At 45.6% G+C, this 16,952-nt stretch carries 14 protein-coding genes; 4 read left to right on the top strand and 10 right to left on the bottom strand.

The features are described 5' to 3' along the window. Positions 1-8 precede the first annotated feature (8 nt). Together GJQ68_RS01320 and GJQ68_RS01325 are read right to left on the bottom strand one after the other, a co-directional pair. The gene (locus tag GJQ68_RS01320) at positions 9-839 is read right to left on the bottom strand and encodes a 3-keto-disaccharide hydrolase (protein ID WP_162415500.1); all 831 of its coding nucleotides are present in this window, start codon (positions 837-839) and stop codon (positions 9-11) included. A 50-nt stretch (positions 840-889) separates the two neighbouring features. Continuing rightward, positions 890-3,136 (bottom strand): bifunctional SulP family inorganic anion transporter/carbonic anhydrase, encoded by a 2,247-nt coding sequence (locus GJQ68_RS01325; RefSeq protein WP_235940987.1) that lies wholly within the window; start codon positions 3,134-3,136, stop codon positions 890-892. 212 nt (positions 3,137-3,348) lie between these two features. On the opposite strand from GJQ68_RS01325, the gene GJQ68_RS01330 reads away from it, so the two are divergent. Further along, positions 3,349-4,632: an alpha/beta hydrolase family protein gene (locus tag GJQ68_RS01330; RefSeq protein ID WP_162415501.1), complete on the top strand. Its 1,284-nt coding sequence runs from the start codon at positions 3,349-3,351 to the stop codon at positions 4,630-4,632. Positions 4,633-4,663: 31 nt separating this feature from the next. Here GJQ68_RS01330 and GJQ68_RS01335 read toward each other — a convergent pair whose 3' ends face one another. Then, positions 4,664-8,194: a PVC-type heme-binding CxxCH protein gene (locus tag GJQ68_RS01335; RefSeq protein WP_235940988.1), complete on the bottom strand. Its 3,531-nt coding sequence runs from the start codon at positions 8,192-8,194 to the stop codon at positions 4,664-4,666. Positions 8,195-8,233: 39 nt separating this feature from the next. Further along, positions 8,234-9,415, bottom strand: coding sequence for a GDSL-type esterase/lipase family protein (locus tag GJQ68_RS01340; protein ID WP_162415502.1), 1,182 nt, complete (start codon positions 9,413-9,415; stop codon positions 8,234-8,236). A 315-nt stretch (positions 9,416-9,730) separates the two neighbouring features. On the opposite strand from GJQ68_RS01340, the gene GJQ68_RS01345 reads away from it, so the two are divergent. Then, positions 9,731-9,904, top strand: a complete 174-nt coding sequence (locus GJQ68_RS01345; protein ID WP_162415503.1) for a hypothetical protein — start codon at positions 9,731-9,733, stop codon at positions 9,902-9,904. A 49-nt stretch (positions 9,905-9,953) separates the two neighbouring features. Here GJQ68_RS01345 and GJQ68_RS01350 read toward each other — a convergent pair whose 3' ends face one another. Next, a complete protein-coding gene (locus GJQ68_RS01350; RefSeq protein ID WP_162415767.1) occupies positions 9,954-10,562 on the bottom strand; it encodes a Uma2 family endonuclease in 609 nt (202 codons plus the stop codon). 98 nt (positions 10,563-10,660) lie between these two features. Beyond that, positions 10,661-12,205: a SulP family inorganic anion transporter gene (locus tag GJQ68_RS01355; RefSeq protein WP_162415504.1), complete on the bottom strand. Its 1,545-nt coding sequence runs from the start codon at positions 12,203-12,205 to the stop codon at positions 10,661-10,663. A 333-nt stretch (positions 12,206-12,538) separates the two neighbouring features. Between GJQ68_RS01355 and GJQ68_RS01360 the strand changes: the two genes are divergently transcribed. After that, the gene (locus GJQ68_RS01360) at positions 12,539-13,108 is read left to right on the top strand and encodes an acyl-CoA thioesterase (RefSeq protein ID WP_235940989.1); all 570 of its coding nucleotides are present in this window, start codon (positions 12,539-12,541) and stop codon (positions 13,106-13,108) included. Between the two features lies 1 nt (position 13,109). Here the strand turns inward: GJQ68_RS01360 and GJQ68_RS01365 are convergent, their stop codons facing one another. Then, positions 13,110-13,826: a class I SAM-dependent methyltransferase gene (locus GJQ68_RS01365; protein ID WP_162415505.1), complete on the bottom strand. Its 717-nt coding sequence runs from the start codon at positions 13,824-13,826 to the stop codon at positions 13,110-13,112. 196 nt (positions 13,827-14,022) lie between these two features. Here GJQ68_RS01365 and GJQ68_RS01370 point away from each other — a divergent pair, with 196 nt between their 5' ends. Next, complete coding sequence (locus tag GJQ68_RS01370) at positions 14,023-14,469, top strand: DUF4440 domain-containing protein (RefSeq protein ID WP_162415506.1); 447 nt, start codon at positions 14,023-14,025, stop codon at positions 14,467-14,469. 63 nt (positions 14,470-14,532) lie between these two features. Here the strand turns inward: GJQ68_RS01370 and GJQ68_RS01375 are convergent, their stop codons facing one another. From GJQ68_RS01375 to GJQ68_RS01385, 3 genes are all read right to left on the bottom strand, one after another. Beyond that, a complete protein-coding gene (locus tag GJQ68_RS01375; RefSeq protein ID WP_162415507.1) occupies positions 14,533-15,195 on the bottom strand; it encodes a bifunctional 4-hydroxy-2-oxoglutarate aldolase/2-dehydro-3-deoxy-phosphogluconate aldolase in 663 nt (220 codons plus the stop codon). A gap of 61 nt (positions 15,196-15,256) precedes the next feature. After that, the gene (locus tag GJQ68_RS01380; protein WP_162415508.1) at positions 15,257-15,709 is read right to left on the bottom strand and encodes a YhcH/YjgK/YiaL family protein; all 453 of its coding nucleotides are present in this window, start codon (positions 15,707-15,709) and stop codon (positions 15,257-15,259) included. A 14-nt stretch (positions 15,710-15,723) separates the two neighbouring features. Next, complete coding sequence (locus tag GJQ68_RS01385) at positions 15,724-16,749, bottom strand: sugar kinase (RefSeq protein WP_162415509.1); 1,026 nt, start codon at positions 16,747-16,749, stop codon at positions 15,724-15,726. Positions 16,750-16,952 lie beyond the last annotated feature (203 nt).

Below are 16,952 nucleotides of genomic sequence, written 5' to 3' on the forward strand. Positions count from 1 at the left end.
AAGAAACGTTAATCCAATTCTTTGATCATAATATTTTTAAATACAACTCCCTGTCCTTCAGCCTGTAATCCGATATACCCTTCGGTCAGCGGCTTGCCGTCCACTTTTAGCTCGGGATCAAACCGATTGGCCACACCGCCACCTATTTGGGGCAATGTGTATTCCAGCACCTGCTTACCGTTCACCTTGTGGATAACCAATGAATCCTCATAAACGATCAATTCGGCATGCACCCATTCGTCCCATGAAAAGGTGGGAGAGCTGGAGTTAATGCAGTGACGGGGATCCATTTCTCCCTGGTAAAAAACCTCAGTGCCCGGGGAGCACATATTGCCTGTGGGTCTTGGATTTCCGTCTTCTGCATCGGCGAGCATCTGGTATTCGACCGAAATCGGCCAATCTTGCTCCTTGAGAATGCTCTCGGGGGATTGGGAATGGAACATGACACCGCTGTTTCGGTAGGTATACTCCGGGGCATCCTCCATCCATTGATCGGTAAATCGATAATCAAATTTGAGATGGAAAGATGAAAATGGTTTTTCATAAAACAGATGGCCATAGCGTTCTTCGAAACGGGTGTAGTCGTCGTAATTTACCTGAATTTCTCCGTCCACTACTCGAAAAGTGTTGGCGTAATTCTCTCCGGTTTCATGGTGGTGAAATTTGGGAACCCATCCCTGCAGGTCTTTGCCATTGAACAGGCTTTGCCATTCGTCGGTCCGGGACTTGGTACGCTGGGTAGGTGTAAAAGCATAAATCGCTACTGAAAAGCCTGCGACCAAGAGCAGTATCAATAACCTGGATAAAGGCTGGGATAGGGTTAGGTGTGTTAATCTCATGAATTTTGATTTACGTTCAAATCGGGCTCTTTGTTAATAATTGTAAAATGCTAGGGCACTAGGTTTTCCTCCAGAATGGAAAATTGGATCGCTCCGGTCTTACGGTCCAGAAAAGCAGTAGCGATGCCTACTTTACCGGATTGTATCGCTTCATTCAGCCAGGAGCTTTCTTTCAAAATCTTGGATCTGGATAGGGTTAGGTTGAAAAGCGTGATTTTGTCAGTCAGTTCGTTTAGATTATTTTCTTTTAGTTCGTCCACCGCATATACGCCTGAATGGAAGGCGGATTCTAAAAGGAAACTAATCGGGTTTTCAGGATTTTTGACTTGCTGGATCAGGGCATGTTTGATCAATCTGTTTTTATTATTTCCCAATAGCAGAATTAGTTTGGCGCCTTGAAAGGAACAGGCCATCTCTGATGTTTGGATGAGGTTCTTGTCCAGCAGGTTGGCAGCGGCTTTTAGGGGTATTAAGTCACCGATGCCGGTATTCAATAGCATGTTTAGCGGTTCACGCATGTCAATACAATTAATAACTACGGCTAAGGGTGCGTCCTTGATAAAGTCCAGTAATTCCTTATTTCGGAAGCGGCGGGAGACCAGATTCCCATCTATGTAGCGTTTATTTCCATCCTGAAGGTAGTCTAATACATCCTGCGGTGTAATCAATTCCTTCTTGGGAAGCAGCACATTGGTTTCCACTTTAATATCACTTTTGGGCTTGTAACTTTCCTGAAGTCCGATAACATTTACGTCAATTTCGTTTTCCTTTGCGAAGGTATTTTGAAAGTCGTTTAGAATACCCAACACGTCCCGATCGATATAGGAAGAGAAGGTGGCATCGATGATTACTTTGGATTTATGGGGAAGGTTCCAGAGTGTTCGCTTGATAGCCGGTTTATTCAAAAATGAAACTTCATTAGACAGTTCCAGGCGTATGGATCTCTTTTTGTTTGATTTGCTGGTTTCTTCAATAAAAAACGGATTATAGTAATTTCCCCTCAACAGAAAGAATACGCTTGACGCGGTACCGATGAGTACACCAAGTAATACATCGGTAAGCAAAATACCCAAAACCGTGACCACAAAAGGGATAAATTGGGAAAGACCTTTATTAAACATGCTTTTAAACGTGCTGATCGAGGCCAGTTTGTAACCGACGACCAACAAAATTGCCGCCAGGGATGCCAGGGGAATTTGATTGATTACGGAGCTTAGAAAAAGAACACTTGCGGTCAATAACAAACCATGCAGGATGGTTGATAATTTGGTTTCTGCTCCTGCTTCAATATTGACCGAACTACGCACAATTACGGAAGTGATGGGAATGCCTCCCAAAAGCCCCGCCAGGGAGTTACCGATTCCCTGGGCAACCAGTTCCCGGTTAGGAGGGCTGCGTCTTTTATGGGGATCGAGATTATCCGCCGCCTCTATGGCGAGAAGCGAGGCGATAGAGGCAATCAAGGCGATGGTAAAGGCATAGGTCCAAACCTGAAAACTAACAATGGCCCCGAAGTCTGGAAAGGTGATCACCGAAGACCATCCATCTACTTCAGGTATATTGACCAATTGGATTCCGTCCAGGTAAAAAGCAGGAAGTAGAAATTTAAAAATCGTATTTATCACCACGCCCAAGATTACCACCATCAGGAAGGGAGGGAAGAGTTTGATTTTCTTCAAAAAGGTTTTGTCCCAGAATATCAGTAAGGCAAGGGAAAATATCGTTAGAAACACCGCTCCGGGTGAAAAGGACTGAACCACCTGGTTAAAATCTGGAAAACCGGTTGTCATTAGCGTAGTGAAATCCATGCCTTCGGAATCTTCTTTCACGCCAAATGCGTAGGGGATTTGAGCAAAAACCAAGATAAGTCCAATAGCAGCAAGCAAGCCCTTTATGATGCTGGTAGGCATGTAATCTGCAATTAGTCCAGCCTTGAGTAGGCCAAATACCAATTGTAACAGGCCTCCGATAAATAAGGCAAGAAGGAATATTTCAAAACTATCCAGCTTATTGATGGCAACCAGCACCACCGCGGATAAACTTGCCGCCGGGCCGCTGACGCTGACCTCAGACTTGCTGATCGCTCCAATTACCACCCCGCCTATGATACCGGATATTAAACCTGAAATCAAGGGCGCACCGCTGGCCAATGCAATGCCCAGGCATAACGGAAGTGCCACCAGAAATACAACGATTCCGGCCGGGATATCTTTTCCCGGGCTGCTAAATACAGAGCGGCCAATATCCTCAATGTGCCGCTTTTCGATCAATTGTTTGAAGGGTTGGTTTTTACTCAAAATGGAAAAATTTGAAGGGTTCGAGTTTCCTTAAGCAAACATAATCTTTATTTTTTATAAATTCGTCAACCCGGACCGAATGATTGGCTGGCTTTGCCTGGTAACTTCTCTTTTTCCTAATGGCTAACCCTGACAGATTACTAGAATTAAAGAATGGAAATCAGTAATTTTCCTATCTTTGGCCAGGCTTTTACCCAACCGGCTATCTTATTATGAACAGAACGTTAACAATCACTACGATTTACCTGGTCCTTTCATTGTTTTTCCTTAGTAGGCCGGTGCTTTCTCAGGATGATCCCTTTGTATTTGGCGACCCGCTGCCGGATGCCCCCGAACTGGCCTTCCGAGGTGCTTATCAGGTAGGAGTTCAGACGCTGGAATTAATTCACAAAGATCAGCCGGACATCCTGAATTTTACCGAAAATGAACGTCCCGAATACGACCGGCCGCTGACAGTGGAAGTCTGGTATCCGGCTAAGGAAAACCCGGATGCACCAGGCGTAAGCTACCGGGACTTTCTAGGAAGTCCCAACGATCCGGATCGTCCGCTTGAACCTTTTTCCTTTTCTGGCCGGGCCATTCGAAATGCAACTCCCAACCAAAGTGAGGGGCCATTTCCGCTCATCATCGTTTCACACGGCTACCCGGGATCCAGGTTTCTGATGACTTATCTGACTGAAAACCTGGCCTCCAAAGGCTACGTGGTGGTGGCCATTGACCATACCGAGTCTACGCATGCGGATGCGGGAAAATTTGCCAGCACGCTCTATCACCGGGCGCTGGATGATTACTTTGTGTTGGAGGAAATGGCCCGGTTGACTGAACTTGGTTCAGAACATTTTTTATCCGGAATGGTAGATGCCGAATCTACGGCATTGGTAGGGTATTCCATGGGAGGATATGGGGTGTTGAACGCAGGGGGAGCAGGCTATTCTCCCGGTTTCGTACAGGCTTTTTCTCAAATGACCGGAGGAAGTAAAAAGTTAGCCCAACGCAGCCTTGCTGACACTGCCTACGCCGGGACCGTAGATCCCCGGGTAAAAGCGATTGTGGCGTTTGCACCCTGGGGCATGGAGCGGGGAGTATGGGATGCAGAAGGACTGGAAAACCTCCGGATACCTACTTTCCTGATTGCTGGAAGCGAGGACGATATTTCGGGTTATGAAGAAGGAGTAAAAGCCATTTATGACGGAGCCATCAATGCAGACCGGTACCTGCTGACGTACCTGAATGCCCGCCATAATGTAGCGCCCAATCCGCCCGTTTCTCCGGACCTGGATCAGCCCGATTACATGCATTACAGCGAGCCGGTTTGGAAGGAGCGCCGAATCAATAATATCAATCAGCACTTTGTAACCGCCTTTTTAGGCCTTCACCTAAAAGGGCTGGATTACGAATCATTTCTCGATTTGCCAGAGAATTCCCTGGAGGAAACCTGGGAGGGTTTTGTACCCAGAACGTCCATTGGACTGGAATTAAGGCATGCCGAGCCCTGATTTAAATCCAGAAATAGCTGAGGTTACGTCGTTAATTTCCGACCAGTAATTTATTTTGGGAATCATTATTACCCGTTTCAATTATTTTTACCTGAAGGACATCCTGCTCCCTTTCCTCCAGGTCAATGGCCACATGAACCAGGTGTTTCCCTTGTGGAAGCTGGCAGGAAGCTTGCCTATTTTCAAAAACGAGCGACTCATCACCCACCCAAGCCATTAGGCCCTTCGCTGAATTAACCTGCAGGGAAAGCTTCCCTTCGCGGAGTACTTCTACCTCAAACTGCAGCAGCCCCATTTTTCTACCGTCAGACTTTGTAAAAGACGGAATTTCGTTAAGGGGCAAGCCTCCGGCCACCATGCTGTAAAGAGGCAGGCTGCCCTTTTTAATAGGAGGGAGGCTCGATTTTCCTACCTTATCTTTGGAGGGAAGCTTGTTTATTTCCCCGGAATCTGTTACCGCCAGCCAGTTTCGAACCATTTTTTCATTGGTCACCCGAAAATCTCCCGAACTTCCCAGTTTGGCCAGGTACCCCACCAAATGGATAAATTCATCCTTTTCCAGACCTGCCGTCAGGCCGGGAGGCATCAGCGAACCAGGGACATTTTCCCGATTAGCAACCTGGCTTTTGGGAAGGGAAATTTCCGATCCCGACATGTCACGCATGATTAATTCCTCAGAGCCATCACTTACCAGATAGCCCATTATCACCGTTCCATCCGTCTTATTCACGCGTTGTAGTTCGTACCCCTCCTTGACCGATTCGGAAGGATCCAACAGGGATTGAATGATATTATCGATAGGGGAGCTGGTACCCAGCGAACTCAAATCAGGACCCAGGCGGCCGCCAGCTCCTCCAAGGGCATGGCAATTTTGGCACATTAGCGATTTTCTGCGGTAAATGCTTTCCCCGATGACCGGGTCCGCTTTAGTCTTAACCTCCTGGGCCAGGGCGTATACCTGGTTGGCATCCAGTTTTTGCGGCATGCGCTCTGGGGGTAAAACCCCACCGGATGCTTCCAGTGCTGAAAGGAGTTCCCTGGCAGCCGGACTGCCTCTTCGTTGCCAGGGAATGTAGCGTTGCATGGCCTTCCTTCCCTGCAGGGCCATGGGGTCTGGAATTTTCGATTCTTTTAGCTTTTCCGCAAGTGCCACTGTTCCCGGCTCGGTGTTCATAAAGGCACCGAATAATTCTCCTGCTGCGGCTTCCGAAATCTCTTGATTCCAAAGAGCTATCGCTAAGGGAAGAGCTTCCTCCGGTTTTGCGGCGGCAAGCTCGATAAGGGCCAACACTTGTATTTTTGGCTTATTGGTGTTGGTAGCGAAGTCATGTAGTGCTTGCTCGCTGGACTCGTCTCCCATTTGCGCCAATGCGTGCAGTGCCGCTTTCCGCACAGGTTGACTTCCCTGGTTTATCAACTGAATCACACGCCCTCGTAATTCCACTCTTTTCCAATGGCCGGCCAGGAGTAAGGCTTTGCTGATCAGCTCTTGGTCTTTTGATTCAAGTAAGGGTTCAAGGCCCTGTCCTGCATTTGGCGGCGAAAGACCTCGTCGCTGCGAGGCCTGAAACAAGGCATCCAATGCCTGTAGTTGCCCGGACTTTTCCGTATCTGCTAAGAGAACCTTGTCAAAAATAATGGCCAATTCCCGTTCAGAGCCATACCTGGCCAGGGCTTGCAACACCTGTTCCCGGAATGATTGTGGAATTTTATTTTGCTCATATAATTGACCGAGCAAGGAAATGGCCTTGGGATCACTGACTGTCTGCAGCGCAAAAACCGTTTTCGATATATCTCCAAAGTAGTCCGGTTTCTGCAAAACCATAGGCAGCCAATTCTCGCTCAACGCTTTCACGGTATTCCAAAGGGCAAATTCCAGATTGGTATCCATCTCCTGATCCAGGGCATGGAGCGCAATGGCAGCAGCATCGGCTTCATTTACCTGCTGCAAAGCAACCACGGCTTCCAACCTGACTTCCGGATGGCTATCTGTAATGGCGCTCTTTAGGTATTGCAGGTGATCCGGTACCTGATCCCGCCAGTGGGTTAACACTCTAATTGCCGCTGCCCGGGCTCCGGGATCCTTGGCCTGTAGTACTTTTTTGAGTAGGGGAAGGGCGGGCTTACCCAGGACCTGGTGCACCCAAAGGCCTTCCAATAAATGGTGTTCGTAATCAGGATCTGCAGGTGACAGGTTTTCCAGCCATTTTTCCAGTTCAGGAAGGACAGCTGATACGGGTTTTGATTTAAGCAATAGTTTTGCCTGTAGGCGCGTACCACTCTCTTTAGCTTTAAGGGCTTCTAAAAGTGCCGGAATCTTCATTTGATCCAGCTGGGGTTTTGCTACCAGGGGGCTGTTCGTTTTGGTAATCCTCCAAATCCTGCCATGCTGCTGATCTCTTCTTGGGTCGTGAAAGTCTACCTCTCCGTGTTGGATGATGGGATTGTACCAATCGGCTACATAAATGGCCCCGTCCGGACCCTGCAAAATGTCCACCGGACGGAAACCAATATGGTCGGTCCACAATATGTCTTCTTCCGGCTTGGAAATAAACCCGCTGCCCCGCTCTTCCAGTGTAAACCGGTTGATGCGATTGGCACGGAAATCATTGGTTATAAGGCTTCCCTGCCAATCCGCTGGCAAATGACTGCCGGAAACAATATCCAAGCCACTGTGCTTGGGTTGACCGGGGTTCAAACCTCTTAAAACTCGGTCAGCTCCGGGAGCGGTAACGAAAGTGGCTCCCTGAAAAGCGTGATTAATGCCCTCCGTACCTGCTCCGTCGGTAAGAAAAGCCTTTCCCCATTTATCAAACTGCAATCCCCAGGGATTGATCAGGCCCCGGGCAAATACCTCCAGTCGACGGGTCTTGGTATTATACTGCCAAACCCCACCCCCTTCGAGCCGGCGGATTCCCCAGGGAGTTTCCACATGGCTGTAGATGTAAATCGACTGATTGAAATACATCAGTCCATCCGGTCCCCAGCGGAAGGTGTGGATGAGGTGATGGGTATCTCCGGTACCAAATCCGGTCAGGATGGTTTGGGATTCATCGGCCCTTCCATCACCGTCCGTATCTTTTAAATGCAATATCTCCGTGGAATTGGCCACATAGACCCCACCGTCACCGGGAAGAATTCCCGTAGGCGTAATCAGCCCATCTGCAAAAACCGTAGATGTATCGGCTTTTCCATCTCCATTTCGGTCCTCCAAAACAATTATTTTATCATTGGCTGTTTCCCCGGGTCTTAAGTGTGGGTAAACCGTACTGCTAACTACCCAAAGCCTTCCTTTTTCGTCCCAGTTCATTTGAATGGGCTTTACCACCATGGGATCGGAAGCAAAGAGATTCACTTCGAAACCATCGGCTACCTGGAACATGTCCATTTGTACTTTGGGATCCGGGGAGGGGATATCCCGCAAGGCATTTTGGGCCAGAAGGTCTTTTTCACCGCATAGCAGCAAGAAGGTAATAATCAATATGTTAATGATCCGCTTCGGCTTAATACCGGAACATAGGAGGAAATCGTAAGGGGGAAGCATCGGGTAACTATTTTTCATCGGGATTGATTGTCAATTTTTTTCTAAAAAGCCGCTATTTCAGGGCAAGGGCTCCAAGGTGAAATGCAGCTCCTTCGGATATTTGGCGCGGTTGATTTTTCCATCCAACCAAAAAACCAGGGCATCAAGGGATTCCAGTCCTGCTTTATGCCTGCCTTGCTCGTAGGAGCGAAAACCCAGGATATAGGTTCTGTTTTGTGGCCGGTATTGTTGAAAATAAATTTTGTCTTTTTCGCGTATCTGATCGAGCAATTGTTTTCCAGCCAGGGAAAGATCTATTAAAAATCCCTCGTTCCAGGTACGGTGATCAGCTACCGCCAGCAGTTGCCCATCCATAAAAAGCTGATAATAGCCTTTTTTCAAGCCTTGGATACGGATTTTCGGACCTTTAAAGGAATCCTGAGAGACCAGTTGGGGTAGGCCATTATTAGTTTGAATAAATTTCAGTTTGCCTGAACCGGAGTCAGCGCTCAAAAGTTTTCCAGGGTTCGGGGAACTGAGGGAATTTTCCCTGATGTCTATCAGGATTTCAGTAGGTTCTACGTGCGGCAGTCCTATTTTTTCTCCCAGTGTTTGGGCGAATAACAGATAGCCCTCCGAGCTCAGGTGAACCCCATTGGGCTCCCAAATATTAGCTTGCTTTTGTTTTTCAAAGGCTTCAAAGGCATCCAGATAGATCAGGTTTCTGCTCGCTGCAATATCAGCCATGCTTTGGTTGTAGGTTTTCAGGTTGGCAGCGTACCGATTCGATAACTCCGAATCTTCAGCCATGTATTGGGGAATGGTAGAAATCAACAGAGCTTTGGTACCGATGGCATCCAGTGAGTCCAGCAAGCGATTTAAACCCTGTTCAAACTTGCCAAGTCCAACTGAGCCACTTTGCGCTTCAATGCCTCCATAGGCCAGAAAGGCCCAATCTGCCCGGGCGGCTTTTAGTTGGCTGATCAACAGATCAAAGGGACCCGGAGGATTGGTGTAATAACTTCTGGCATCGCCAAAAACGGTATCCCCGGACCAGCCCAGGTTTCGAAAGGAGAGGTGTTTTTCCGGATGATGGCTGGTAATGAGGTACTCCAAAAATCCATAGTGTTGCTCGTTCTCCATCAGCGCATTGCCCAAATAAATAATCCGGTCGCCATCATTAGGGTCGAAGGTTGGTTGAGAAGATACGGGAGTGCTGAATGCTGTTAGCAGGAATAGAAAAGTGATAATTCGGTACATGGGTTTAAATAAGGTCTTGGCTTGAAACCATTAAATTTGGACTACAATATAAAAAGGAAGCTTCATTTTCAATTAGAAAATATCAATTATTCCATTACTGGTTCATTATTCCAGGGACAGGGTTAGTAGGATAAATGGGATTGGTAGTGCTTTCCTTATAGCACTGCCAAAAGCGGTCTTCTTGCTCACCGGTCGAAAAAGCAAACCTACTTAGAAATCAATACGATTTGCAATAGATGGATTAAATATATTACCTAAAATCCGTAAACCTGTCAGGTTTTGGTTGGTATCTAATCATTAGTAAATGTTGGGTAGATGAAACCTGACAGGTTTAAACCCTTTGTTTATCTGTACCCCATCAATGAAGGCAGGCAAATGGGTCAACCGGTTCCCTGGGATAAACCCGGCTTGTTCAAATTAGGACTTGGCGATAACCGGTACCTGCATTATGCAGACCAGGCCGAAATACATGAGGAGGAAAAGGACTAACAATGTTATTACATTTATAAATTGAGGAAAAGAACCAGGAACCCATGCATTATTCCATTGCCTTGAAAAATGATTCAAGGTTCAATTGGAATCCTTTGATCACATTGGATTCCACCAGATCTCCTGAAGCAAAAAGTCGCGAGGGATGATATTTTCCCTCGATCAGGGAATAAATCAAAATCGTTTGTTCAATGGGATGAATGATCCAATATTCTTTGACACCAGATTCCTCGTAAACTTCGTATTTGTTCGCCAGTTCTTTTCGATTGTTTCCAGGAGAAAGTATCTCTACGATCAAATCCGGGGCGCCAACACATCCGGCATTGTCCAGCTTAACCGGATCGCAAATGACATAAATATCAGGTTGGACTACCGTATATATCGCTTCATTTTTTTTGGAATGCCCGGGCAATCGCACATCAAATGGCGCAGCATAGATCTCACAGGGCTTGTTTTTAAGGTAATTGAAAAAAGCATTAAAAAGGTGTCCGGATACCTTTTGATGCAGCCTGTTGGGTCCGGGGGACATCTTAAAAATCCGGCCTTTGATCAACTCCACTCTTTCCTCCAGATCCCAATTCAGGTAATCTGCATAGGAATGGCTTTGATAGGCAAAATCGGGTTCTTCTGCTTTCGGAATGACAGCTCTTCCTTTAATTTAGGAAATTGTACCTGTATTTGGAATACTTTTGAATATTACGTTTTCGGTTTATTTATTGAAACCAAAATCAGAAAAATAATGATATATACTTAAAATTAATTGGTTACAGGATCCTTAAAATTGATTTTTTCTACGGTAATATCTTTCATTTTTGCATTTACCTCAAAGTTTTTAATCGCCTCTACTACGTCATAAGAAATAGCAACCGATTTTGTGCAGTCAATAACTACCTTTGATCCGGGAGGGATTCTGTCTAATTCCTTGATGACACTTGCTTTATTAAAAAAGGAAACCTCTTCGGCAAGAATCAAATGATACACCTTAACCCCCTTTTCATCTGAAATCTCTTCTTTCATATGGTGAGAATTTCGGTAGCTATGATACAGCGAAAAGATCCCCCCAACTATCAGGCCTGCTGCAATTCCTTGCAATAAGTCCGTTAGCAATATGGCCACTACCGTTACAAAAAAAGGAACAAACTGCTCTCTTCCCAATGAATACATTTGCTTAAATAAAGAAGGCTTTGCCAATTTATACCCAACTAAAAACAATATGGCAGCCAAGCTCGCCAAAGGAATCATGTTCAAGACATTGGCAATCGTAATGGCACTGATTAGCAAGAAGAAACCATGTATGATGGCCGACATTTTTGTTTTCCCCCCGAATGCAATATTGGCAGAACTTCTGACAATGACCTGCGTAATGGGTAATCCCCCAACCAGACCGGAAAGGGTATTGCCCAGACCCTGTGCTTTTAGCTCTCTGTTGGTTGGAGTAACCCTTTTATGTGGGTCCAATTTGTCTGTTGCTTCTACGCATAAAAGCGTTTCCAAACTGGCTACAACAGCTATTACCACGCCTATTCTCCATATTTCCGGCATGGCCAGTGCGGAAAAATCAGGAAAGGTAAATTGACCAAAAAAATCGACCGTACTTTCAGGGACAGGGATATTCACCACCTGAGTGCTATTCAAAGAAAAATTTAAAATACCGCTTTGGTAAAGATAGTGCATCAATATGCCAACCAATACCACCACAACGGGTCCCTGTAAAAGCTGAAATAGTTTATGTTTTTTAGTTAATACCATTTCCCAAAGAATCAAAATGGCAATGGATATCGCCGTGATTAACAATGCGCCTGGCGTGATGTTTTGAAAGGCTTTTACGATTTCAGTAAAAGTATTTTCGCCATCGATCTGAGAAAATGCAAAATCTCCCAATACATCTTTATCCCATCCCAACGCATGAGGAATTTGTTTCAAAATGATCAACAAACCAATCCCGGTCAACATCCCTTTAATGACGGATGAGGGAAAGAAATAGGCAATAAAACCTGCTTTGGCAAATCCCAATATAAGTTGTATGACCCCTCCGATGACTACAGAAACCAGGAAAAATTCCCAATTACCCCCCAATTCTTCGACAGCATTAAAAACGATGACTGCCAGTCCTGCGGCAGGGCCACTAACTCCCAAGGGAGAACCACTGGCTATTCCAACTACTATCCCTCCGATAATTCCTGCAATAATTCCTGAAAAAAGTGGGGCTCCGGAGGCCAGTGCTATGCCCAGACATAGGGGTAGGGCTACAAAAAATACAACGATACTGGCCGGTAAGTCACGGTTTAAGTCCTTAAACATTTCAGCTTTTTTGGGTTATTCAAATTATTCAATTTGGTATAAACGACAAATTAAAAATAACAAATAGATTTGAAACCAAAAAAAACTGCATTTTAAATGTTTAAATTGACCGATTGAAGTAACCATTCCTTTTTGTTATTACCGGTCGGAAGAATCGTCACAATCAGGTCCGGGGCACTTCAGGTAATCTGAGCAGTAATGATTTTGATAGGCAAAACCTGGTTCTTATGCTTTAGGCATCGGGCTCTACATTTCCTTCGTATAAATTTGTAAAAATCTTGCCTATCTTTGAATTCGTTTACGATTTATGTTGATGTATACCTATCCATTTAAATGACTGTTCTCCCGCCTGCAAAGCCAGCTAATTTTTCCCGGGTCACCATGACCGAGTTAATGATCCCCTCGTATGCAAATTTCGGAGGAAAAATACATGGAGGCATTTTGCTTTCGCTGATGGACAAAGTAGCCTATGCTGCCGCCAGTAAGCATTCCGGTGCCTATTGTGTCACGGTTTCAGTAGATACGGTTGACTTTCTCCAGCCGGTAGAAGTGGGGGAGTTGGTTTCGCTCAAGGCCTCCGTTAATCATGTTGGAAACAGTTCCATGATCATCGGGATCAAGGTCATTTCCGAAAATGTAAAAACCGGCGTGGTAAAACATACCAATACCTGCTATTTTACCATGGTCGCAAAAGGGGAGGACGATAAGCCTACTCCGGTACCTCCCTTGCTGCTTGAAACCCGAACCGATGTGCGTAGATTTGTTGAAGCCATCAAACGGAAGAGCTATAAAAAAGAGTACGATGCCATGTTGCATAAAATCAAACAAACATGGGATCAGGAAGCCATTTCCTCCCTGTTAGAAGGTCAGCGGTGTGAGGTGGCCCCTGAATTGAAAAAATGACTTACCGCTCTTTGCCAAAAACCAGGAAATGCTGAATATTTAAAAACTGACCATTCGTTACCAGTTCAAAACCATTAGCGGATAGTTCTTTTCTTACCTGGTCTACGGTCATTTTATGCAAGGGCTTGATAGCGACTTCTGGGTCCTCTCCCCGGTATTCGATCAACACGAGCTTGCCATCTGATTTAAGTGCTTTTCGCATGTTTTGAAGCATTTCCTGCGGGAATGCCAGTTCGTGGTATACATCCACCATCAGGATCAAATCCAGGCTGTTATTCGGTAAGTTCGGAGACTTCTCTGTTCCATAGACGGGAATAACCTGATTCATGTTAAGTTTGTCGGCCTTATTTTGAAGGTAGTCAATGGCTTCTTTCTGGATTTCCACCGCATATACTTTCCCGTCGGGTACTTTTTCTGCGATTCGGAAGGTATAAAAGCCCGATCCGGCACCAATATCTGCCACTACGCTATTGGATGTCAGCGGCAAATTTTCAATGGCCAAATCTGTATTTTCTTCTTCGGCTCTTCCCGGTCTTTCCAGCCAGGCCATACCATGGAAGCCCATGATTTGGGATATTTCCCGACCCATGTACCATTTTCCAGAGCCATCCCTGCTGGGAGTTTCATAGGTATACGGGGAATCCTGCCCCAATGCAGGAAGTCCGGTAGCCAATAGTTGAAACCACAGGAAGGAAAGAAAAACGCTTGTTCGAATCATAATCTAAAAACGCAATGAATAAAATTTTGTTTCCGTTTGAACCGGAAGAAAGACTGGTTTTGACTTTAATTTAAGTTTTATAACCGGCAGTCAATATCCCTGGTGCTTTTTAAAAAAACGGAAAGATTAAATCCGGTAGGTTATTGAATAGCAAGTCAGGCAAAATTTATTATATTTAAGAAAAACAAGATGGACTATGTACGGGAAACAGATGATAGGAAGTCTTCTCATGGTGCTGTTGCTATCCGTTTCACTGGAGGCGCAGACGATTGAAGATGGAAAAGCCATTATCCAACTGGTGGCACAGTATGCGGATGCCAGGGATCGGATAGACACGGTGCTGCTAAAAGATATTATTACCGAAGATATGGATCAATTGGTTTCTTCCGGGGAGTGGCGGTATGGAAAAGTGGCCGCTATCCAGGGAATGGCCGGTAGTTCCCGGACAAATCCCGGGGACCGCATACTGAAAGTAGAACGGGTTCGGTATATGGATGAAAACGTGGGACTGGCGGATGCCCGATACATTATAAAAAATGAGGATGGCTCTGAACGGAAAATGTGGAGCACGTTTGTCGCCGTAAAGAAAGGAAACCATTGGAAAATTGCTGCTATTCGTAACATGTTGCCCTCTGGAAACTAAAAAACCAGCATCCCTTCTTTGGATAAGAGGAATGCTGGTTTAACTGCTGGTTATTGATTTGAATCAGCCTTTTACTTCTTTTACGACTGCGAGAGCCTTTACGGCGGTTTCCTGAATTTTGGAATAGTTTTTTTCCTGCAGCAAGGTCTTGCTTACCAATTTACTTCCCATACCCACAGCGCAAACGCCTGCATCAAACCAGGCTTTGATGTTGTCCTTATCCAGGGAAACCCCTCCCGTAGGCATAAACATCAAATTGGGAAACAATGATTTGATGGCTCCCATAAATCCGGGACCCAGCATGTCACCGGGAAATAGTTTGATCATTTTGGCCCCCATGTTTTCTGCCTTGATGATCTCGGAAGGGGTCATGCAGCCGGGGATCCACAACATTTCGTTTTGGTCGGCTACTTCAGCAACTTCCTCTACCAGCCCCGGGCAAATGATAAAATCGGCTCCGGCCGCTATGTAGGTTGAGGCCATTTCCTTGTTCTTTATGGTACCAATCCCCAAAAGTAGGTCCTTCATTTCACTGTCCCGCAGCGCCACCATTTTCTTGAAATTGGCCAACGCAGCCTCCCCGCGATTGGTGTATTCTACCATACGAATTCCCGCTTTGTAAAGGGCTTTTAACACCTCCAGGCTTACCGTTTCGTCTTTATCGAAATACAGGGGAAGGAGCGCTTGCTCCGGTATTTTTTTTAGAATTGATTCTTTTTTGTTCATAATGGTTTGGGTAAATTATTCCGGAATACCTGTAAAACTGGCTATTGCCCAGGTACACCAATCAGATTTTAACTTTAATCACCATTTTTTTTATCTCGCCTTCGCCAATGAGTGGGGAGTGTACATCTTCCGGAAAAAGGATGACAAACTCATCCGGCTCCATGCCAAAATACATTTCTGGTGCATCTACGTAAAAAGAAACGTCCTTTTCAGGGTTGTAGTCTCCTTTTACCTGCCGGCACTTTTCTCTGGGTTTCCAGCCAATGGATTCTTTGCTGCTGATACAAACCTGAATGTCAATGTGCTTGTCATGGCATTCAAATTTTTCATTGGCCTCCTCCCTTGTTTTGCCGGGTTTGGTGAAAACAGCTGCTACCAGCTTGTCTCCATCAATTTCATACTTACCATCGGCCATAGCAGACAAGTCCTGATCCGAAATGAAAGCAAATGCTTTTTCAAACAGGGGATGTATAGCCTGGTACTTTTTACTATTGGCAAGGGTGTCAAGTATCATGATTTTACCGCTTGTTATCGTTGAACCCTTCCGCTGGCATCTCCACCCATCAAAACCTTGACTTCAGCCAGGGTGGCGTGATTCATATCACCTGGAATGGTATGCTTCAAAGCAGATGCGGCTACCGCAAATTCGCAGGCATCTTTCATGGCCATTTTTTCTACCAATGCATAGATAAACCCGCTGGCGAAAGAATCTCCACCTCCTACACGATCCACGATGCGTACATCGTACTTTTTGGAGTGGTAAAATTCATTGCCATCATACACCAGGGCACTCCAGCCGTTGTCCGAAGCACTGTAACTTTCCCTAAGAGTAGAGGCGATGTATTTGAAGCCGAATTTCTCCTTCATTTGCTTGAACACGTCCTTGTATCCATCCAGGTTCAGCTCGCCTTTGGTAACATCCGTTTCATTGCTTTTAAAACCTAGGGTGGTTTCGGCATCTTCCTCGTTACCGATGCACACATCTACGTACTGGCAGAGCTTTGTCATTACTTCCTTGGCTTTTTCCTTGCTCCACAATTTCTTGCGGTAGTTCAGGTCAATGCTGGTCGTTACCCCTTTGGCTTTGGCTGCTTTCAGGGCTGCTTCTGTTAAGGCTGCCGCTTTGTCGCTTAGGGCCGGGGTAATACCCGTGGTATGAAACCAAACCGCTCCATCGAAAATTTTATCAAAGTCAAAATCCGCTATCTCTGCTTCGGCAATAGATGCATCTGCACGGTCATAAACTACCTGAGAGGCACGCATGGAGGCACCGGTTTCCAAAAAATAAATACCAAGCCTTTTTCCGCCTTTGGCAATAAACTGGGTATCTACCCCGTACCTTCTCAAATGATTAATGGCAGATTGGCCAATGGGATTGTCTGGAACCTTAGTGACAAACGTTCCCTCCAAACCGTAATTGCAAAGTGCTCCCGCTACATTGGCTTCTCCTCCGCCATAGGTAATATCAAACGTATCTGACTGGACAAATCGCTTGAAGTCAGGTGTGGATAGGCGAAGCATTACTTCTCCGAGAGTGACGACTTTTTTGGACATGATGATTGTATGAGTTTAATGATGAATTGAACAAATGCGTTGAATATATTGGAAGGGCTTTTCGAAAGCAAAGATGTTACAAATGCCCTTTTCAAGACAAGACTACTGCTTTATTTTCGAAAAACCAAATAAGATCCCTGGTTCAGAAAGTATTTGATTCGCTATCAGTGGTATAGGAATTTACGGATAATAAAGTGCGATTA

This window comes from Cyclobacterium roseum (assembly GCF_010119225.1).
Classification (GTDB): Bacteria; Bacteroidota; Bacteroidia; order Cytophagales; family Cyclobacteriaceae; genus Cyclobacterium; species Cyclobacterium roseum.